General features: G+C 58.4%; 25 protein-coding genes. 2 read left to right on the top strand and 23 right to left on the bottom strand.

The genetic code is table 11. From position 1 onward, the window contains the following. Positions 1-79: 79 nt before the first annotated feature. From secY to rpsJ, 22 genes are all read right to left on the bottom strand, one after another. On the bottom strand, positions 80-1,417 hold the full coding sequence (secY, locus tag AC1AWD_RS00995) for a preprotein translocase subunit SecY (RefSeq protein ID WP_476563218.1): 1,338 nt from the start codon (positions 1,415-1,417) through the stop codon (positions 80-82). Between the two features lie 224 nt (positions 1,418-1,641). Next, on the bottom strand, positions 1,642-2,103 hold the full coding sequence (rplO, locus tag AC1AWD_RS00990; protein ID WP_476563217.1) for a 50S ribosomal protein L15: 462 nt from the start codon (positions 2,101-2,103) through the stop codon (positions 1,642-1,644). Positions 2,104-2,105: 2 nt separating this feature from the next. After that, on the bottom strand, positions 2,106-2,288 hold the full coding sequence (gene rpmD / locus AC1AWD_RS00985; protein WP_476563216.1) for a 50S ribosomal protein L30: 183 nt from the start codon (positions 2,286-2,288) through the stop codon (positions 2,106-2,108). Further along, positions 2,288-3,013, bottom strand: coding sequence for a 30S ribosomal protein S5 (gene rpsE / locus AC1AWD_RS00980; protein WP_476563215.1), 726 nt, complete (start codon positions 3,011-3,013; stop codon positions 2,288-2,290). The genes rpmD and rpsE overlap by 1 nt, the downstream gene beginning before the upstream one ends. Further along, positions 3,010-3,381: a 50S ribosomal protein L18 gene (rplR, locus tag AC1AWD_RS00975; RefSeq protein ID WP_476563214.1), complete on the bottom strand. Its 372-nt coding sequence runs from the start codon at positions 3,379-3,381 to the stop codon at positions 3,010-3,012. Before rplR ends, rpsE begins: the two co-directional genes overlap by 4 nt. A gap of 1 nt (position 3,382) precedes the next feature. Continuing rightward, positions 3,383-3,922, bottom strand: coding sequence for a 50S ribosomal protein L6 (gene rplF / locus AC1AWD_RS00970; protein ID WP_476563213.1), 540 nt, complete (start codon positions 3,920-3,922; stop codon positions 3,383-3,385). A 17-nt stretch (positions 3,923-3,939) separates the two neighbouring features. Next, positions 3,940-4,338: a 30S ribosomal protein S8 gene (rpsH, locus tag AC1AWD_RS00965; protein WP_476508824.1), complete on the bottom strand. Its 399-nt coding sequence runs from the start codon at positions 4,336-4,338 to the stop codon at positions 3,940-3,942. An 84-nt stretch (positions 4,339-4,422) separates the two neighbouring features. Next, positions 4,423-4,608 carry a type Z 30S ribosomal protein S14 gene (locus AC1AWD_RS00960; RefSeq protein ID WP_003808046.1) on the bottom strand — a complete coding sequence of 62 codons (186 nt, stop codon included), beginning with the start codon at positions 4,606-4,608 and terminating at the stop codon, positions 4,423-4,425. Between the two features lies 1 nt (position 4,609). Continuing rightward, positions 4,610-5,182 (bottom strand): 50S ribosomal protein L5, encoded by a 573-nt coding sequence (gene rplE / locus AC1AWD_RS00955; protein WP_476563212.1) that lies wholly within the window; start codon positions 5,180-5,182, stop codon positions 4,610-4,612. Further along, positions 5,179-5,514 (bottom strand): 50S ribosomal protein L24, encoded by a 336-nt coding sequence (rplX, locus tag AC1AWD_RS00950; protein ID WP_476508822.1) that lies wholly within the window; start codon positions 5,512-5,514, stop codon positions 5,179-5,181. Before rplX ends, rplE begins: the two co-directional genes overlap by 4 nt. Before the next feature lie 2 nt (positions 5,515-5,516). Further along, on the bottom strand, positions 5,517-5,885 hold the full coding sequence (gene rplN, locus AC1AWD_RS00945) for a 50S ribosomal protein L14 (protein WP_476563211.1): 369 nt from the start codon (positions 5,883-5,885) through the stop codon (positions 5,517-5,519). Positions 5,886-5,976: 91 nt separating this feature from the next. Beyond that, positions 5,977-6,237 (bottom strand): 30S ribosomal protein S17, encoded by a 261-nt coding sequence (gene rpsQ / locus AC1AWD_RS00940; protein WP_476508820.1) that lies wholly within the window; start codon positions 6,235-6,237, stop codon positions 5,977-5,979. Further along, positions 6,237-6,494: a 50S ribosomal protein L29 gene (gene rpmC, locus AC1AWD_RS00935; protein ID WP_476563210.1), complete on the bottom strand. Its 258-nt coding sequence runs from the start codon at positions 6,492-6,494 to the stop codon at positions 6,237-6,239. The genes rpsQ and rpmC overlap by 1 nt, the downstream gene beginning before the upstream one ends. Beyond that, positions 6,494-6,913: a 50S ribosomal protein L16 gene (rplP, locus tag AC1AWD_RS00930; protein WP_476563209.1), complete on the bottom strand. Its 420-nt coding sequence runs from the start codon at positions 6,911-6,913 to the stop codon at positions 6,494-6,496. Before rplP ends, rpmC begins: the two co-directional genes overlap by 1 nt. A gap of 8 nt (positions 6,914-6,921) precedes the next feature. Continuing rightward, complete coding sequence (gene rpsC, locus AC1AWD_RS00925) at positions 6,922-7,734, bottom strand: 30S ribosomal protein S3 (protein WP_476563208.1); 813 nt, start codon at positions 7,732-7,734, stop codon at positions 6,922-6,924. Positions 7,735-7,736: 2 nt separating this feature from the next. Further along, positions 7,737-8,096, bottom strand: a complete 360-nt coding sequence (gene rplV, locus AC1AWD_RS00920; protein ID WP_476508816.1) for a 50S ribosomal protein L22 — start codon at positions 8,094-8,096, stop codon at positions 7,737-7,739. Between the two features lie 16 nt (positions 8,097-8,112). Beyond that, on the bottom strand, positions 8,113-8,391 hold the full coding sequence (gene rpsS, locus AC1AWD_RS00915) for a 30S ribosomal protein S19 (RefSeq protein ID WP_476508815.1): 279 nt from the start codon (positions 8,389-8,391) through the stop codon (positions 8,113-8,115). 15 nt (positions 8,392-8,406) lie between these two features. Beyond that, on the bottom strand, positions 8,407-9,237 hold the full coding sequence (rplB, locus tag AC1AWD_RS00910) for a 50S ribosomal protein L2 (protein ID WP_476563207.1): 831 nt from the start codon (positions 9,235-9,237) through the stop codon (positions 8,407-8,409). Positions 9,238-9,272: 35 nt separating this feature from the next. Continuing rightward, positions 9,273-9,569 (bottom strand): 50S ribosomal protein L23, encoded by a 297-nt coding sequence (rplW, locus tag AC1AWD_RS00905; protein WP_476563206.1) that lies wholly within the window; start codon positions 9,567-9,569, stop codon positions 9,273-9,275. Positions 9,570-9,574: 5 nt separating this feature from the next. Beyond that, a complete protein-coding gene (gene rplD / locus AC1AWD_RS00900) occupies positions 9,575-10,237 on the bottom strand; it encodes a 50S ribosomal protein L4 (RefSeq protein WP_476508812.1) in 663 nt (220 codons plus the stop codon). Between the two features lie 6 nt (positions 10,238-10,243). Continuing rightward, positions 10,244-10,894, bottom strand: coding sequence for a 50S ribosomal protein L3 (rplC, locus tag AC1AWD_RS00895; protein WP_476563205.1), 651 nt, complete (start codon positions 10,892-10,894; stop codon positions 10,244-10,246). 17 nt (positions 10,895-10,911) lie between these two features. Continuing rightward, positions 10,912-11,220, bottom strand: a complete 309-nt coding sequence (gene rpsJ, locus AC1AWD_RS00890) for a 30S ribosomal protein S10 (RefSeq protein ID WP_003827292.1) — start codon at positions 11,218-11,220, stop codon at positions 10,912-10,914. Positions 11,221-11,549: 329 nt separating this feature from the next. Here rpsJ and AC1AWD_RS00885 point away from each other — a divergent pair, with 329 nt between their 5' ends. Next, the gene (locus tag AC1AWD_RS00885) at positions 11,550-12,314 is read left to right on the top strand and encodes a YwiC-like family protein (protein WP_476563204.1); all 765 of its coding nucleotides are present in this window, start codon (positions 11,550-11,552) and stop codon (positions 12,312-12,314) included. A 319-nt stretch (positions 12,315-12,633) separates the two neighbouring features. Here the strand turns inward: AC1AWD_RS00885 and adhE are convergent, their stop codons facing one another. Beyond that, positions 12,634-15,366, bottom strand: coding sequence for a bifunctional acetaldehyde-CoA/alcohol dehydrogenase (gene adhE, locus AC1AWD_RS00880; RefSeq protein ID WP_476563203.1), 2,733 nt, complete (start codon positions 15,364-15,366; stop codon positions 12,634-12,636). 399 nt (positions 15,367-15,765) lie between these two features. On the opposite strand from adhE, the gene AC1AWD_RS00875 reads away from it, so the two are divergent. After that, complete coding sequence (locus AC1AWD_RS00875) at positions 15,766-16,902, top strand: ROK family transcriptional regulator (RefSeq protein WP_476563202.1); 1,137 nt, start codon at positions 15,766-15,768, stop codon at positions 16,900-16,902. Positions 16,903-17,147 lie beyond the last annotated feature (245 nt).

The following is a 17,147-nucleotide window of genomic DNA, read 5'->3' as shown; positions in this document are numbered from 1 at the left end:
GCAACAGGAAACCGTCGTGCATGCTCGATTCGTTTGATGAGATGCACGACGGTTTCATGCCGCAAGGTTATTGCAAGGCTTACTTGCCTTCCTTGTGGTCCGTGTTTTCGAACAGGAAGCCAGTGTACTGGAACTGTTCGGTCTGGGCCTTGGCCTGACGCAACGTATCGAGGCCGACGCCGGCGATGATCAGGATGGTCGTACCACCGAACGGCAGCTGGGTGTTGAGCTGCAGCGCCATGATCAGGACAGTCGGAATCAAAGCGACGAACAGCAGGTAAACAGCGCCCACGGTGTTCAGACGATTCATCACGTACTTCAGGTAACGACTGGTGGCGCTGCCTGCACGGATGCCCGGGATGAATCCACCGTACTGCTTCATGTTGTCAGCGGTTTCGTCCGGGTTGAACGTGATTTCCGTATAGAAGAAGCAGAAGAACACGATCATGAGCGCGTACAGGGCGATGTACCACACGGAGGTAGTGTTGGCCAGGTTGTTGTTGATCCACGTGACCCAGCTGGCTTCGGAATCGCCAAACTGTGCGATCAGGGTCGGAACAGCCAGAATGGAGGATGCGAAGATCGGCGGGATGACGCCGCTCATATTGATCTTCAGCGGCAGATAGGTCGAAGAACCGCCATACATCTTGCGCCCGATCATACGACGGGTGTACTGGACCGGAAGACGACGCTGAGACAGTTCGACGAAGTCGACGAAAATCAGGATGACCAGCAGAACGCCGACGACGATGCCGAACTTCAGCCAATCACCGTCGGTGCCGTCGGTGCCCCAACCGATTTCCCACAACTGCGGCAGGAAGCCGGAGCAGATGGACATGAAGATAAGGATGGACATACCCTGGCCGATGCCCTTTTCGGTGATCAATTCAGCCATCCACATGATCAGGCCAGTACCGCCGGTCATAACAAATACCATGACGAGCAGGCTCCAGATGGAGTTGTCGGGAATGACCTGAGAGCACTGATAGTTGAACAGTGCGCCGGAGTGTGCGGTTACCAGAATGGTGGTGGACTGCAGCACAGCCAGGCCGATGGTCAGGTAACGAGTGTACTGGGTCAGCTTGGCTTCGCCGGACTGACCTTCCTTATGCAAAGCTTCGAAGCGAGGAATCACGACGCGCAGCAGCTGAATAACGATTGAAGCCGTGATGTACGGCATAACGCCCAATGCAAAAATCGACAGCTGCAACATTGCGCCGCCGGAGAAGAGGTTCACCAGTCCGATGAAGTTTTCGGAAGAACCGGTCATCGTGCTCAGGCAGTCCTGAACGACGGTATAGTCCACGCCCGGAACTGGGATGAACGAACCAATTCGATAAATAATGATCATCGCAAAGACGAAGAGGATCTTATTCCTCAACTCTTTGGTACGAAAGGCTTGAATTAAAGTCCTCAAGGGGATTTCCTTCCATTGTCTCGCGCGACGGCGCACCCATGCGAACAGACTCTAGGCGTCGAGTCTAGCGCAGGGCATAAACCAGCATCGACATATGCTCAAAATACGTCTTGGCGTGTCCGCTTGATTACATGACGGTTTTTACAAAAAAAGCCTTTCCCCGTCAATCAGACGGGGAAAGGCTTAAAACCTCACGGCGATGATTCAATCCGTGGACGGAATAATCAGTCCTCGGAGATGGAACCGCCGGCGGCTTCGATCTTGGCCTTGGCGGAAGCGGAAGCCTTAACACCCTTGATGGTGTAGGCAGCCGTGATTTCGCCATCACCCAGGACCTTGACCGGGTAACCGTCACGGACGGCACCCTTGGCGATCAGATCCTGAACAGTGATTTCGCCACCCTGCGGGAACAGTTCCGCAAGAGCGGCAATGTTGACGACCTGGAACTCCTTCTTGAAGGGGTTCTTGAAGCCGCGGAGCTTCGGCAGGCGCATGTACAGCGGCAGCTGGCCACCTTCAAAGCCAGGGCGAACCTGATAACGCTTCTTGGTGCCCTTGTCGCCACGGCCCGAGGTCTTGCCCTTGGAGCCTTCACCGCGACCGACACGGATGCGATCCTTGTTGGCACCCGGAGCCGGCTTGAGGTCATGCATCTGCAGGATTGTGGTTTCTTCTTCAGTAGCCATAATCAGTCTGCCTCCTCAACGGTGACCAGGTGACGCAGGACGTTCACCGAACCGCGAACGGCCGGGTTGTCCTCGCGCACGACGGTCTTGCCGATCTTGTTAAGACCCAGGGTCTTGGCATTTGCACGCTGCTTCGGGGTGGAATTCACCAAACCGTGGTGCAGAGTAATCTTCAGCTTAGCCATCACTCACCATCCTTCTGAGCAGCCTTGGCCTGGGCTTCTTCACGAGCCTTGCGAGCCTCGGCGATGCCAGCGGCGCGGGCACGCAGCAGCGCGTCCGGAGCCACTTCTTCGAGGGACAGGCCACGACGGGCGGCGATCTCCTCCGGCTCCTCAAGCTTCTTGAGGGCGTCGACGGTAGCGCGCACCACGTTGACTGCGGTGGCGGAACCCATGGACTTCGTCAGCACGTCGGTGATGCCAGCGCACTCCATGACGGCGCGGACAGCGCCACCGGCGATAACGCCGGTACCCGGAGCGGCCGGGCGCAGGAGAACGGTACCGGCAGCGTCGTGACCGATCACCGGGTGGGTGACGGTGCCACGCACGCGCGGGACGTTGAACATGTGCTTCTTGGCATCCAGCTGGCCCTTGGCGATAGCGGCCGGGACTTCACGGGACTTGCCGTAGCCGACGCCAACGGTGCCGTTGCCGTCGCCGACCACCACGAGGGCAGCGAAGCTGAACGTACGGCCACCTTTGTGGGTCTTGGACACGCGGTTGATGGTCACAACGCGGTCGAGCAGCTCGTTCTCGTGATTTTCTTCACGGCGGTTGCGACGCTCGCCACGACGGCCTTCGCCACGCTGGCCGCGACGGGACTTGCGCTCGTCGTTAGCGGCCTCAGCAGGTGCCTGAGTGTTCTGAGTTTCTTCAGCCACTGGGGTTTCCTTCTCGATGTCGCTCACAGTGCCAGACCTCCCTCGCGGGCGCCTTCAGCCACAGCTGCAACGCGACCATGATACTTGTTGCCGCCGCGGTCGAACACGACTGCGGTGATGCCGGCTTCCAGAGCCTTCTTAGCAATCAGCTCGCCGACCTTCTTGGCAGCTTCGACCTTGGTGCCCTGGAAATCAGCGAAGTCGCTCATCAGAGTGGATTCGCTCACCAGAGTGATGCCCTTGGTATCGTCGATGACCTGAGCAACCATGTGACGGTTGGAACGGGTGACCACCAGACGCGGCATTTCCGGGGTGCCGGAGATGCGCTTGCGAATACGAGCGTGACGGCGCTTGAGAGCGACCTTCTTACCCTTACCGAGAATCTTGACGCTCATACTACTTACCAGCCTTTCCAGCCTTGCGCAGGATGCGTTCGTCCGAATACTTGATGCCCTTGCCCTTGTACGGTTCCGGAGCACGCAGCTTGCGGATGTTCGCAGCAACCTGGCCGACAATCTGCTTGTCGGTGCCCTTAACGATCACCTGGTTCGGGTTCGGAACTTCGAACTCGATGCCTGCCGGCGGTTCCACGGTGATGGTGTGGGAGTAGCCGAGGAAGAACTCAATGCCCTTGCCCTTCATCACGGCGCGGTAACCGGTGCCGACGATTTCCAGGTTCTTGGCATAGCCTTCGTGCACGCCCTTGACGATGCCGGCGATGAGCGAGCGGCTCAGGCCATGCATAGCGCGGGTCGGACGCAGGTCGTCAGCCGGAGTGAGGACGATTTCATTGCCCTCGACAGCGGCGGTGATGCCCTGCGGAATAACGTAGGAGTCGGTGCCCTTCGGGCCCTTGGCCGAGAAATTCTGGCCTTCAATCGTGACTTCCACGCCAGCCGGAATGGTGACGGGGAGCTTACCAATATGCGATGCCATGTTTCAGCTCTCCTTTCTCACCACACGTAAGCGACGATTTCGCCGCCGATGCCTCGGTCGAGGCATTCCTTCTGGGTCAACAATCCCGAGCTCGTCGAGATAATGGCGATACCGAGGCCACCGAGCGGCATCGGCAGAGCATCGGACTTTGCGTAGCGACGCAGGCCCGGCTTGGAGATGCGCTTGATGCCCTGGATGGAACGCTCGCCGTTCGGGCCGTACTTGAGGGTGACCTCGAGGGTCTGGCCGACCTTGGCTTCCTTGGCGGTGAAGTCCTTGATGTAGCCTTCACGCTTCAGAATCTCAGCGATGTTCGCCTTGAACTTGGAGTACGGCATATCCACGGTTTCGTGCTTTGCCGCGCTCGCATTACGCAGACGCGTAAGCATGTCTGCGATCGGATCTGTCATTGTCATTTGGGCTAACGCCCTTTCTCGCCGTGGTTTCCGCCGCCCTCACACACTACAAGTGATTGGGCCGCGGACCTTCAGCGTCGATATTTACCAACTGGACTTCGTAACGCCGGGCAGCTCGCCGCGATGGGCCTTCTCACGAAGGCAGATGCGGCACAGGCCGAACTTGCGGTAGACGGAGTGGGGACGACCGCACACCTGGCAGCGCGTGTAAGCACGCACCTTGAACTTCGGCTTAGCGGCTGCCTTGTTCTTAAGAGCAGTTTTTGCCATATCAGTTCTCCTTGAAGGGGAAACCGAGGTGCTTCAGCAGCACGCTGGCTTCCTTGTCGTCCTTGGTGCTGGTCACCACGGTGATATCCATACCGCGCTGGTGATCGATCGAATCCGGATCGATCTCGTGGAACATGGACTGCTCGGTGAGACCAAAGTTGTAGTTGCCCTGGCCGTCGAACTGGTTGCCGTTGATGCCACGGAAATCGCGGATACGCGGCAGAGCCAGGGTCAGCAGACGATCCAGGAACTCCCACATGCGATCGCCACGCAGGGTGACGTACGCGCCGATGGCCTGGCCTTCACGCAGGTGGAACTGTGCGACGGACTTCTTGGCCTTGGTGATCTTCGGCTTCTGACCGGTGATCAGGGTGAGGTCCTTGACGGCGCCTTCGATGAGCTTGGAGTCGCGCGCGGCGGCACCAACACCCATGGAAACGACGACCTTCTGGATGCGAGCGACCTGCATCGGGTTGGAGTAGTTGAATTCCTTCTCCAGCTCCGGCACGATCTGCTCGTTGTACTTCGTCTTCAAGCGCGGAGTTGCCGGCGCTTCGATAGTGGTATCGGTCATGCCAGCTCCTTTCCGGACTTCTTGGCAACGCGCACGCGCACGGTCTTCACCTTGCCGTCACGCACTTCCTGCTTCACGATCACGCCAACGCGGGTCGGCTGCTTGGTCTCCGGGTCGATCAGCATCACGTTGGAGCGATGGATCGGAGCCTCGGTGGCGACGATGCCGGCCTGCTCGCCCTGCTGGGTGGCGCGCACGTGCTTCTTAACAATCTGGACACCTTCGACGATCAGTCGATCGTTCGGCAGCACACGAACAACGGTGCCTTCCTTGCCGCGGTCCTTGCCACGGATGACCTTGACCAGGTCGCCGCTCTTGATCTTGGCTACCATTCTCAGATCACCTCCGGGGCGAGGGACACGATCTTCATGAAGCGCTTGTCGCGCAGTTCACGACCAACCGGTCCGAAGATACGAGTGCCCTTCGGATCACGGCCAGAGCCGAGGATCACGGCAGCGTTCTCGTCGAACTTGATGTAGGAGCCGTCAGCACGACGGTGTTCCTTAACGGTGCGGACGACGACGGCCTTGACCACGTCGCCCTTCTTGACCGACCCGCCAGGGATTGCGTCCTTGACGGAGGCGACGATCACGTCGCCGATGCCGGCATAGCGTCGCTTCGATCCACCGAGCACTCGGATGGCGAGGATTTCCTTCGCACCCGTGTTGTCGGCGACATGAAGCCGCGTTTCCTGCTGAATCATTGATTCTCCTTAGCCGAGCTGGTTCTCCCCAAGCACCCCGTCCACCCGTTTTGAGCGGACGGGGTTACTCACGGAGCCTTGCCGAACTTGTTTACTTGGCGCGCTCGATGATGCTATCGAGACGCCAACGCTTGGTCTTGCTCAAGGGCCGAGTCTCCATAATACTCACGAGGTCGCCAATTCGTGCCTCGTTGTGTTCATCATGGACCTTGACCGTGCGGGTGGAACGAACGACCTTGCCGTACAGCGGGTGGGTCGAACGCTGCTCGAGCTCGACGGAAATCGTCTTGTCCATCTTGTCGGACACGACGTAACCGCGACGAACCTTGCGGAAGTTACGCTCTTCAGCCATTACTTCTCCTCAGCTTTCGTTTCGGTCGCCTCGGGGGCCTGGCTGATGCCGAGCTCACGCTCGCGCAGGACGGTGTACATCCTGGCGATGTCGCGCTTGACCGCCTTGAGGCGGGCGGTGTTTTCGAGCTGACCGGTCGCTGCCTGGAAGCGCAGGTTGAACAGCTCTTCCTTGGACTTCTTGAGGAAGCCTTCGATTTCAGCGTTGGTCTTCTCGTTCAGATTCTTCATGGTGTATTCTGCAGATCCGACTGGCATCAGATGTCACCGCCTTCACGAGCAATAACACGGCACTTCATGGGGAGCTTGTCGATTGCGCGGCGCAGAGCCTCGCGAGCGACTTCCTCAGACACGCCGCTGATTTCGAACATCACACGGCCGGGGCGAACGTTGGCGATCCAGAATTCCGGAGCACCCTTGCCGGAACCCATTCGGGTGCCGAGCGGCTTCTTGGTCAGCGGACGATCCGGGAAGATCGTAATCCACACACGACCGCCACGCTTGATGTAACGAGTCATGGCGATACGAGCGGCCTCGATCTGACGGTTGGTCACGTAAGCCGGGGCGAGGGCCTGGATACCGAAATCGCCGAATGCGATCTCGTTGCCGCCCTTGGACATACCACGGCGGACCGGACGGTGCTGCTTACGATACTTAGTTCTCTTTGGGATAAGCATTGTTCAGCTCACTCCTTCGTTTCCGTTGCGGCAGGAGCCTCATCGGCCGGAGCCTTGGCCTCAGTGGCCTCAGTTGCGGCGTTCTGCTGCTGGGCATTGCGCTGGCCACGGCGCGGACGACGATCGCCGCGACGGCCCTGGCGGTTGTTGCCCTGCTGTGCCTGCTGCTCTTCGAACTCACGCTCGGTCATATCGCCCTTGTAGATCCACACCTTGACGCCGATACGGCCATAGGTGGTCTTGGCCTCGAAGAAGCCGTAATCAATCAGGGCGCGCAGGGTCTGCAGCGGAACGCGACCCTCGCGGTAGAACTCAGAACGGCTCATTTCCGCGCCACCGAGGCGGCCGGAGAGCTTGATACGGATACCCTTGGCGCCAGCGCGCATAGCATCCTGCTGAGCCTTACGCATCGCACGACGGAAGGTCACGCGGTTCGTCAGCTGCTCGGCGATGCCCTGAGCGACGAGCTGGGCGTCCAGCGCGGCGTTCTTCACTTCGAAGATGTTGAGCTGGACCTGCTTGCCGGTGAGCTTCTCGAGCTTGGCGCGAACACGCTCAGCTTCGGCGCCACGGCGACCGATCACAATGCCCGGACGAGCGGTGTGAATATCCACACGCACACGGTCACGGGTACGCTCGATAACGATGCGGGACACGCCTGCACGCTCGAGGTCCTTGCTCATGGCCTTGCGAATCGCATCGTCTTCGAGAACGAAGTCGCGGTAGCGTTCGCCAGCCTTGTTGGAATCGGAGAACCACTTGGAACGATGGTTCTCAGTGATGCCCAGGCGATAGCCAAAGGGATTAATCTTCTGACCCATCTTTAGCGGGCTCCTTCCTTGCTAGCGACCACGACCGTGATGTGGCTCGTACGCTTGTTGATACGAGCAGCGCGGCCCTGTGCACGAGCGCGGAAACGCTTGAGCGTCACGCCTTCGTCCACATAGGTTTCCTTGATGACCAGGTCGTTCTCGCGGAACGGTTCGCCGGCCTTGTCGGCCTTGACGCGGGCGTTCGCAATGGCGCTCTCAAGAACTTTGAGGACCGGAACGGACGCATCCTGCGGAGCGAACTTGAGGATGGTGATAGCGTCGGCTGCCTTCTTGCCTCGGATGAGGTCGACCATACGGCGAGCCTTGCGCGGCGTCACGCGGACGTGACGAGCGATTGCTTTAGCTTCCATGTGTCTTTACTCTCCTTTAGCGGCGTGCCTTCTTGTCGTCCTTCACGTGACCCTTAAAGGTCTTCGTGGGGGCGAACTCACCGAGCTTGTGTCCAACCATGGACTCGGTGACGAACACCGGCACATGCTTGCGACCATCGTGAACGGCGAAGGTGTGTCCGATGAAATCCGGGGTGATCATCGAACGACGGGACCACGTCTTAATGACGTCGTGCGTGCCCTTCTCGTTCTGCTCGTCGACTTTCTTCTGCAGGTGGGCGTCGACGAAGGGGCCCTTCTTGATGCTACGAGTCATCTACTCGACACTCCCTTACTTACGGTTCTTACCATTCGGACGACGACGAACAATCATCTTGTTCGAAGCCTTCTTCGGACGGCGGGTACGAACCTCGCCCTTGCCCCACGGAGAAACCGGCGGCTTGCCACCGCGGGTACGACCGCCGTGCGGGTGATCGACAGGGTTCATGGATTCACCACGGGTGATCGGGCGCTTGCCCATCCAACGTGCACGACCGGCCTTACCGAGCTGGATGTTGGCATGATCGGCGTTGCCGACCTCACCGACGGTTGCGCGGCAGCGAGCGTCCACGTTGCGGATTTCGCCGGACGGCATACGCAGCTGAGCGTAAGCGCCATCCTTAGCCACGAGCTGAACAGCGGCACCGGCGGAGCGGGCGATCTTGGCGCCGCCCAGCGGGCGCAGCTCGATGGCGTGCACCACGGTACCGGTCGGGATGTTCTTCAGCGGCAGGTTGTTGCCCGGCTTGATATCGGCCTGGGCGCCGGTTTCGATCTTGTCGCCCTGCTTGATGCCTTCCGGAGCGATGATGTAACGCTTCTCACCATCGGCGTAGTGCAGCAGTGCGATGCGAGCGGAACGGTTTGGGTCGTACTCGATGTGAGCGACCGTTGCCGGCACGCCGTCCTTGTCCCAACGCTTGAAATCGATGAGACGGTACTGGCGCTTGTGACCGCCGCCGCGGTGGCGGGAAGTCATGCGGCCGTAAGAGTTACGACCGCCAGTCTTGCTGAGCTTGCGAACCAGCGACTTTTCAGGCGTGGAGCGCGTCAGATCGGAGAAGTCCGAAACGGACGCGTTACGGCGGCCTGCAGTCGTCGGCTTATAAACGCGGATAGCCATAATCTAGTCTTCCTTTAACTTTTCTCGGCTAACCTTCAGTTACCGAAGATGTCAATCGTCTGGCCCTCAGCCACGGTCACGATAGCGCGCTTCTGATTCACACGCTGGCCGTAACCGGTGCGGGTGCGCACGCGCTTGCCCTGGCGGTTGAGAGTGTTGACGTTCGTCACCTTGACCTTGAAGATCTCTTCGATTGCCTGCTTGATCTGCACCTTGTTGGCGTTCGGGGCCACCACGAAGGTGTACTGGCCACGATCGGACAGGGCGTAGCTCTTCTCGGAGACAACCGGCTTGAGGATAACGTCGTATGCGGGCTTATGAATAGCGACCATTAAAATCAGGCCTCCTTAGCCGTGCGCTCGGCCTTCGCCTCGAGGAAAGCTTCGAAGCCTTCCTTGGAGAAGACGACATACTGAGCGGTGACCACATCGTAGGTGTTCAGCTGATCAGCGAACAGCACGTGAACGGTCGGGATGTTGCGAACGGACAGCCATTCGTTCACGTTGTCGCGAGAAAGCACGACGGTGGTGAACTTGTCAGCGGTGATCGGGTTCAGCGCAGCGACAGCAGCCTTGGTGGACGGTTCGGTGATGCCGAAGTCCACGACGGCGACGCGGCCGTTGTTGAAGCGATCAGACAGCACGTACTTGAGAGCGGCGGCCTTCATCTTCTTCGGGGTGCGCTGGGTGTAATCGCGCGGCTGCGGGCCGTGCACGACACCGCCGTGGTACCACTGCGGAGCGCGGATGGAGCCTTGGCGAGCACGACCGGTGCCCTTCTGCTTCCACGGCTTCTTGCCGCCACCGGAAACCATGCCACGGGTCTTGGTGGCGTGGGTGCCGGCGCGAGCAGCGGCGAGCTGAGCCACGACAACCTGGTGGATCAGCGGGACATGAGCCTGAACTTCTTCAGCGGAGAAGCCGAAGATCTCGGCGGGGGCTTCAACGGAGCCCGCGGCCTGGCCCTTGGCGTCGGTGACGTTCAGAGTAACGTTTGCCATGATTTATCAGGCTCCCTTCACTGCCGAACGAACGAGAACGATGCCACCCTTCGGGCCCGGAATAGCGCCCTTGATGGCGAGAATGCCGTTCTCGACATCCGACGAGACGATGGCGAGGTTCAGAGCAGTGTTGGTGACGTGGCCCATGCGACCAGCCATGCGCTTGCCCTTGAGAATACGGCTCGGGGTGGCGCATGCGCCGACAGAACCCGGACGACGTTCGTTCTTGTGAGAACCGTGAGAACGACGGTAGGACTTGAAGCCCCAGCGCTTGATGGTACCGGCGAAGCCCTTACCCTTGGTGGTACCGGTCACGTCGACCAGGGTGCCTTCCGGGAAGAGTTCAGCGGTCAGTTCCTGCCCCGGAGTGTACTCTTCAGCGTTTTCGGTGCGGACCTCGGCGAGGTGACGACGAGGGGTGACACCAGCCTTGGCGAAGTGGCCAGCGAGCGGCTTGGTGACCTTGGTCGGATCAACGACACCGTAGCCGAGCTGGATGGCCTTGTAGCCATCGGTCTCTTCGGTCTTGACGGCGGTGATCACATTGGTGGACACCTCAACGAGAGTGACGGGCACGAAGAAGCCGTTCTCGTCCCAAACCTGCGACATACCGAGCTTCTTGCCCAGCAGTGCGGTGCGATTAGCATTGTGCGACATTGCGGTTCCCTCCTCCCTTACAGCTTGATCTCGATGTTGACATCTGCGGGCAGATCAATGTGCATCAGGGAGTCCACGGCCTTCGGGGTCGGGTCCACGATGTCGATGAGGCGCTTGTGGGTGCGCATCTCGAAGTGCTCGCGAGAATCCTTGTACTTGTGAGGAGAACGGATAACACAGAAGACGTTCTTCTCCGTCGGGAGCGGAACCGGGCCAACCACAGTTGCGCCCGCGTTCGTCACCGTTTCGACGATCTTCTTCGCCGATTGGTCGATGACCTCATGGTCATAGGACTTAAGCCTGATGCGGATTTTCTGTCCCGCCATTGCCTTCCGCCCTTTCTAGCGATTCGATTTACTGTTTACCAGCCTGTTTCTTGAAAAAGGGCACCGGCGGAGACGACCCGACGAGATGCACCCCTTCAGAGGCATACTCGTGGTCACACCACATCAGTGCGCAGCCATGCGTTGTTCACTCACGTGAAGCACATGCCACGCTCGCTTTTTTAATTCCAATTTGCGAGCCCTAGAATCAGGCAACTTGTTTATTAAAGCATCAGGGGTGGTCTTAATCAGTTCGGGCGTGTCGCACTATAAGGCGCAAAAATAGCCAAAAATCGTTGGAATGTCGATGACAAAATTCGTACGCTGTATCCATGACACAACGACGCTTTTCTATCAAAAAATGGATCCCGTCTCAGCCTGGCGCGTGGGTGATGGCGCTGTTTCCATCATTGGCGGCAATCCTTATATATAACCGCACAATGCAATCATTGCTGCTGCTTGTAGCATGGGCGCTATGTTACTGCGTCCAATTCACTGCGTCACGCTGGATTGCATCACATTGCGCCCGCCGATATTTGGCACCTGTTATCACATTTTCCGCGCTTTTCGTCGCTGCAGGCATCCCGAGCATCGTCCTTAATCCAAGCATCCTCTACTGGATTCCTTTATATATGGCGTTCGCCGCGGTGTCATTCGCCGCGGCATGGTTGCGCAAAGAGCGGTCGCTTTGGGCAAATGCCGTCGCCGTATCGGCATCATCGTGCATGGCTGTCGTCATTTCGCCCGACGCTTGGATTGCTGCGATTGCGTTTGCGCTGGCGCAATTCGGATCGGTGCTTTTTGTAAAAACGATGATTCGTGAGCGCGGCAAACTCCTCTATTTATATGCGTCCATTGGATGGCATGTCGCATTGCTGGCGATTTCGTGCACAGTGACGGTGCTGTATGCGAATGTTGCTCGGCTGTGGATTCTCGTGTCATGCTGGCTGCTGCTTCGTGCGATTGCATTGCCGCTGATTGCGAGGCATCGCACAATTCGCCCGATGATTACAGGATTGATTGAAGTGGTCAGCAGCATTGCGATGTTCGTTGCGATTGCTGCAGTGTCGCCTTGGCTGGGCTTGATGCATGGGTAAGGGCAAGATTATTCGGCCCGCCCCGTCCAAATCGTTAAAACCACGTGGTTCTAATGAAAACCACACCCACAACACCACAAAAACGTCATAACCACGTGGTTTTAACGAAAACCACACCCACAACACCACAAAAACGTCATAACCACGTGGTTTTAACGAAAACCACACCCACAACACCACAAAAACGTCATAACCACGTGGTTTTAACGATTTGGGATGCGGAGAGAATGGGAGTGCGGAGATACAAGAAGGCTGCGGGAATCCGGTGGATTCCCGCAGCCTTCTTATTGGCTACCTACGATAGCGGCTGGCGACTTGTTCAGACGCGCTCGGAAGCCTCTTCGGTTGCGGCTTCCCCCTGACGCTCGACGCGCAGGCGGTGGCCTTCAGCCTGGGAAACGCCGTAGTAGGCGGCGATGGCGATATCCTTCATATCCTCGATCTGCGGGATACGCGGATTTGCCGGGGCGCACTGATCTTCGTAGGCGCGCATGCCGATCTGATCGAGGATGGACCAGAAGTAATCCTCGTCCACACCGCAATCCTGGAAGCTCTTGTTCATGCCGAGCTTGTTGTCGCGGTAGTCCTCGACGGCCTTCGCCAGGTTCTCGACGCCATCCTCCGGGGTCTTGCCCGGGTCGACGCCAAGGTTCTTGGCGAGCTCCTGATAGCGTTCCGGAGCGATGTACTTGTTGTACTTCGGCCAGCTGGTCGGTTCTTCCGGGATGGAACCGTTGTAGCGGATCACATACGGCAGCAGGATGGAGTTGGTACGGCCATGAGCCACGTGGCACAGCGCGCCGATGGTGTGGGCCATGCCGTGGCACATACCGAGGAAGGCGGAGCCGAAGGCCATGCCCGCCATGGTGGCGGCATTGTGCATCTTCTCCTGGGCGCGGGTCTTGTCTTCGCCCGGTTCGGCGTTGACCGCCTCGGCCAGGTTGTCCCAGATCAGCTTGGCTGCATGCAGCGCCATGCCGTCGGTGAAGTCGTTGGCATACACGGAAACGTACGCTTCAAAGGAGTGGGTCAGGGCGTCGAAGCCGGCGTCACTGGCGAGACGACGCGGCTGGGTGCGGGCCAGAACCGGATCGACGATGGCCACGGACGGGGTCAGCGCGTAGTCGGTAATCGGGTACTTGTAGCCGGTTTTGTGGTCGGTGATCACAGCGAACGGCGTGACTTCGGAGCCGGTGCCGGACGAGGTCGGGATGCACACGAGCTTGGCCTTCTTGCCCAGCGGCGGGATCTTGAAGGCGCGCTTACGGATATCGAAGAACTTCTCGCGCACGTCGGAGAAGGAGATTTCCGGGTGCTCGTAGAGCAGCCACATGATCTTGGCCGCATCCATCGGGGAACCGCCACCGACGGCGATGATGGTATCCGGCTCGAACTCCTCGCGCATCATTTCGGCGCCGCGCTCGACGGTTTCGACGCTCGGCTCCGGCTCGACGTAGTCGATGATACGGAAGGTGACGTTGTTGGCGCGTGCACGCAGCTGATCGATGACCTTGTCGATGACGCCGAGCTGTTCCATGACCTTGTCGCACACGATGACGGCCCTTTCGATGCCGTACATGTCACGCAGGTACTTGATGGCGTTCGGCTCGAAGTAGGTCTTGGCCGGAATCTTGAACCACTGCATATTGTTGTTCCTCCGCGCGATGCGCTTGACGTTGATGAGGTTCACAGCCTGAACGTTGCCGGAGACGGAGTTGCCGCCATAGGAGCCGCAACCCAGGGTGAGGGACGGGGCGATGGCGTTGTAGATGTCGCCCACGCCACCCAGGGAGCTCGGGGAGTTCCAGATGATGCGGCAGGCGTGCATGCGCAGACCGTATTCGCGTACGAGATCCTGATCGTTGGTGTGGATGGCTGCGGTGTGGCCGGCGCCGTGCACGAGCATCTTCTCGCACATTTCGAAGGCGCTTTCCTTGTCGTCGGCCTTCAACACGGCCTGGACCGGAGCGAGCTTCTCCATGGTCAGCGGTTCGTTTTCGCCGACTTCCTTGCATTCCGCGGCAAGAATGGTGGCGTCTTCCGGGACCTCGAAGCCCGCGGCCTTGGCGATGTACTGCGGGGACTTGCCCGGGACGATGGAATTGAGCTTCGGGGTGCCGCCGGAGTAAGCGGTGCAGCCGAACATGTACCGTTCCAGCTTGGCCTTCTCTTCGTCGTTGACGAAATACGCCTTGCGGCGCTTCATCTCGGCAATCAGCTGGTTGTAGATGTCCTTGTGGGCGATGATGGCCTGCTCGGTGGCGCAGATCATGCCGTAGTCGAAGTGCTTCGAAAGAATCAGGTCGTTGGCGGCACGCACGATGTCGACGTTCTTGTCGACATATGCCGGGGCGTTGCCTGCGCCCACGCCAAGAGCCGGCTTGCCGGAGGAGTACGCGGCCTTGACCATGCCCGGACCACCGGTCGCAAGGATGGTGGCGATGCCGGGGTGCTTCATAAGAGCGCCGGTGGCTTCGATGCTCGGGTGCTCGATCCACTGGATGCAGTCGGCCGGAGCGCCTGCTTCGATGGCGGCGTCACGAACGATGCGAGCGGCTTCGGAAGAGCACTTCTGTGCGAACGGGTGGAAGCCGAAGATGATCGGGCAGCGGGTCTTCAGCGCGATCAAGGACTTGAAGATCGCGGTGGAGGTCGGGTTGGTGACCGGGGTGACGCCGGCGACGACGCCGACCGGTTCGGCGATTTCGTCGATGCCCATCACGTCGTCTTCACGGATGACACCGACGGTGCGCTGACCTGCCAGATAGTTGGTGACGTGCTCGCAGGCGAAGATGTTCTTAGTGGCCTTATCTTCGACCAGACCACGACCGGTTTCGTCGACGGCCATCTTGGCGAGAACCAGATGCTTGTTCAGCGCTGCGATGGAAGCCTTGGCGACGATGTGGTCGACCTGCTTCTGATCCAGCTTTTCAAATTCCTTGAGAGCCTTCAAGCCCTTCTGCACCAGGGCGTCGACTTCGGCTTCAGCCGCCGCGAGCTTTTCTTCCGGGGTCGGCTTTGCCGGCTCTACGTTCTTCTTTGCTTCTGCCACTTGCAGTCCTCCTCGATCTTGCGGTTTTGCAAAGCATCAAACGCATGTCACGCCTATCGGCCTGACTTTGCGACACACAACGTGTGACCTGAATCACAATCTAGCGAAAACCGCCATCTTTTGCATCACGTCATTTTATACAGCGTTTTATGTTATTTTCTGTTTGATTTAAGTGCGTTTTATGTTCTTTTCGACATAAAAATTATAATTTTTACTCGATTTGACACCTTTTGTTCACTTTTTCAGCGTTATTCACACATAAAAAGAACATCGACAATCAAACTTAAATAAAAGTATTTTGTAAAAGTAAAAATATTTGACAACTTTTATAAAGCTGCTTTAATTAAGTGAAGGCAACAACATATTGCTTATACGAGTCCGTACAACGACGGAGCGTCCATGCCGACAACAACACCATCAATCAAACGCCATAACCGTGCCGCCGTCATCAAGCTGCTCGCCCTTGAAGGCGCGGCAACCAAACAAGTCATCGCCCATCGGCTTGGACTGAGCCTGCCGACGGTTACGCAGAACCTGCAGGAACTGCTGCACGTCGGCATCATCAACGAAGGCGAATTGCAAGAGTCGACGGGAGGCCGCAAAGCGCGCGCCTATACGTTCAACGCGAAGCATCACACCGCAATCGGCGTGGCCATGCATGCAACCGACGTCGTGATGTACGCGCCCGATCTCAACGGCAATGTCATCGCGCAGCGCCGCCGCACCATGCAATGCCGCAACGACAACGCCTACTACCAGCGACTTGGTGGCATCATCAACGAATTCGCAGCCGAACTGACAAAACAGGGCAACGCGGTAAGCGCGGTCGCATTCGCCGTCGACGGCATCGTCACGCCCAACGGCGAGGCAGCAATCGACCTTGACGCCACGCAGCAAACCAGGCAGCAAGCGACACACGAACTTAGTGCCATCGCGCAATCCGTAAGGATTCCGGCCTCGCTTATCAGCAGTGCACAGGCGTGTGCGACGGCGGAATTATGGCATGACCGCACACTGCGCGACGCGCTTTGCATATATCTTGATCGCCGGCCGACCGCGGCGGTTATCGTCAACGGCGCGCTGTACCCCGGCGACACGCGCCGCAATGGCGCTATCGGTCATATGCCGCTCGTGCCGCAAGGACGCCCCTGTTTCTGCGGCAAACACGGCTGTATGGACGCCTACTGTTCTCCCGAGGTGCTGATGGAAGACGGTGAAAGCCTGCCGGGATTCTTCAGCGTGCTTGAACAGGGCGAATTGCACCATCGTGAACGCATGGACGAATGGATGCGATATTTGGGACAGGCCATCGCCAACACGCGTACCGTGATCGCAGGCGACGTGATTATCGGCGGCGAGGCGGCACAATTTTTGGACGACGGGGATTTATCGACGTTGAAGGCACGTATTGGCGAGCATTGCATGTTTGATGAAGATTTTGCGGTGCGACGCGGGCGCTGCGACGACGATCAGAATGCAATCGGCGCAGCATTGCATTGTTTGGGCGATTATATGAAGGAGTTGTGCGATATGTAACTGCGCAACGCAACATGCGACCGCACAATATGCAACCATACAATGTGTAGCTGTGTGATATGCAGCAGTGCAATATATGGCTGCGCGCATGTTTGCCGGATTTTGGGATTGTTTGCGACGCAGATCGACGCAGATCGACATTGCGGCGGCGTCGATTCGCCGATTTCCCGTATTCCGAACCGAAACAATCCAAATTGAAATATTCCAAAATAAAGCAATTCAAATCGGAGCATTTCAAATCAAAG

The sequence above is a fragment of the Bifidobacterium sp. LH_512 genome, assembly GCF_056356435.1.
Note: the sequence above shows the minus strand (reverse complement) of the source record. Positions and strands in the feature narration are given on the sequence as shown.

Coding starts and splice junctions, on each gene's coding strand:
- AC1AWD_RS00960 (WP_003808046.1), bottom strand. CDS start 4,608: ATGGCAAAAACTGCTCTTAAGAACAAGGCAGCCGCTAAGCCGAAGTTC.
- rpmD (WP_476563216.1), bottom strand. CDS start 2,288: ATGGCTAAGCTGAAGATTACTCTGCACCACGGTTTGGTGAATTCCACC.
- rplF (WP_476563213.1), bottom strand. CDS start 3,922: ATGGCATCGCATATTGGTAAGCTCCCCGTCACCATTCCGGCTGGCGTG.
- AC1AWD_RS00885 (WP_476563204.1), top strand. CDS start 11,550: ATGACACAACGACGCTTTTCTATCAAAAAATGGATCCCGTCTCAGCCT.
- rplE (WP_476563212.1), bottom strand. CDS start 5,182: ATGACCGATACCACTATCGAAGCGCCGGCAACTCCGCGCTTGAAGACG.
- rpmC (WP_476563210.1), bottom strand. CDS start 6,494: ATGCCAGTCGGATCTGCAGAATACACCATGAAGAATCTGAACGAGAAG.
- rpsS (WP_476508815.1), bottom strand. CDS start 8,391: ATGACTCGTAGCATCAAGAAGGGCCCCTTCGTCGACGCCCACCTGCAG.
- rplD (WP_476508812.1), bottom strand. CDS start 10,237: ATGGCAAACGTTACTCTGAACGTCACCGACGCCAAGGGCCAGGCCGCG.
- rplO (WP_476563217.1), bottom strand. CDS start 2,103: ATGGCTACTGAAGAAGAAACCACAATCCTGCAGATGCATGACCTCAAG.
- rpsC (WP_476563208.1), bottom strand. CDS start 7,734: ATGGGTCAGAAGATTAATCCCTTTGGCTATCGCCTGGGCATCACTGAG.
- rplN (WP_476563211.1), bottom strand. CDS start 5,885: ATGATTCAGCAGGAAACGCGGCTTCATGTCGCCGACAACACGGGTGCG.
- AC1AWD_RS00875 (WP_476563202.1), top strand. CDS start 15,766: ATGCCGACAACAACACCATCAATCAAACGCCATAACCGTGCCGCCGTC.
- rplX (WP_476508822.1), bottom strand. CDS start 5,514: ATGGTAGCCAAGATCAAGAGCGGCGACCTGGTCAAGGTCATCCGTGGC.
- rpsH (WP_476508824.1), bottom strand. CDS start 4,338: ATGACAATGACAGATCCGATCGCAGACATGCTTACGCGTCTGCGTAAT.
- rpsJ (WP_003827292.1), bottom strand. CDS start 11,220: ATGGCGGGACAGAAAATCCGCATCAGGCTTAAGTCCTATGACCATGAG.
- rplV (WP_476508816.1), bottom strand. CDS start 8,096: ATGGAAGCTAAAGCAATCGCTCGTCACGTCCGCGTGACGCCGCGCAAG.
- rplB (WP_476563207.1), bottom strand. CDS start 9,237: ATGGCTATCCGCGTTTATAAGCCGACGACTGCAGGCCGCCGTAACGCG.
- rplC (WP_476563205.1), bottom strand. CDS start 10,894: ATGTCGCACAATGCTAATCGCACCGCACTGCTGGGCAAGAAGCTCGGT.
- rplP (WP_476563209.1), bottom strand. CDS start 6,913: ATGCTTATCCCAAAGAGAACTAAGTATCGTAAGCAGCACCGTCCGGTC.
- rplR (WP_476563214.1), bottom strand. CDS start 3,381: ATGAGCGTCAAGATTCTCGGTAAGGGTAAGAAGGTCGCTCTCAAGCGC.
- rpsQ (WP_476508820.1), bottom strand. CDS start 6,237: ATGGCTGAAGAGCGTAACTTCCGCAAGGTTCGTCGCGGTTACGTCGTG.
- rplW (WP_476563206.1), bottom strand. CDS start 9,569: ATGGTCGCTATTCATAAGCCCGCATACGACGTTATCCTCAAGCCGGTT.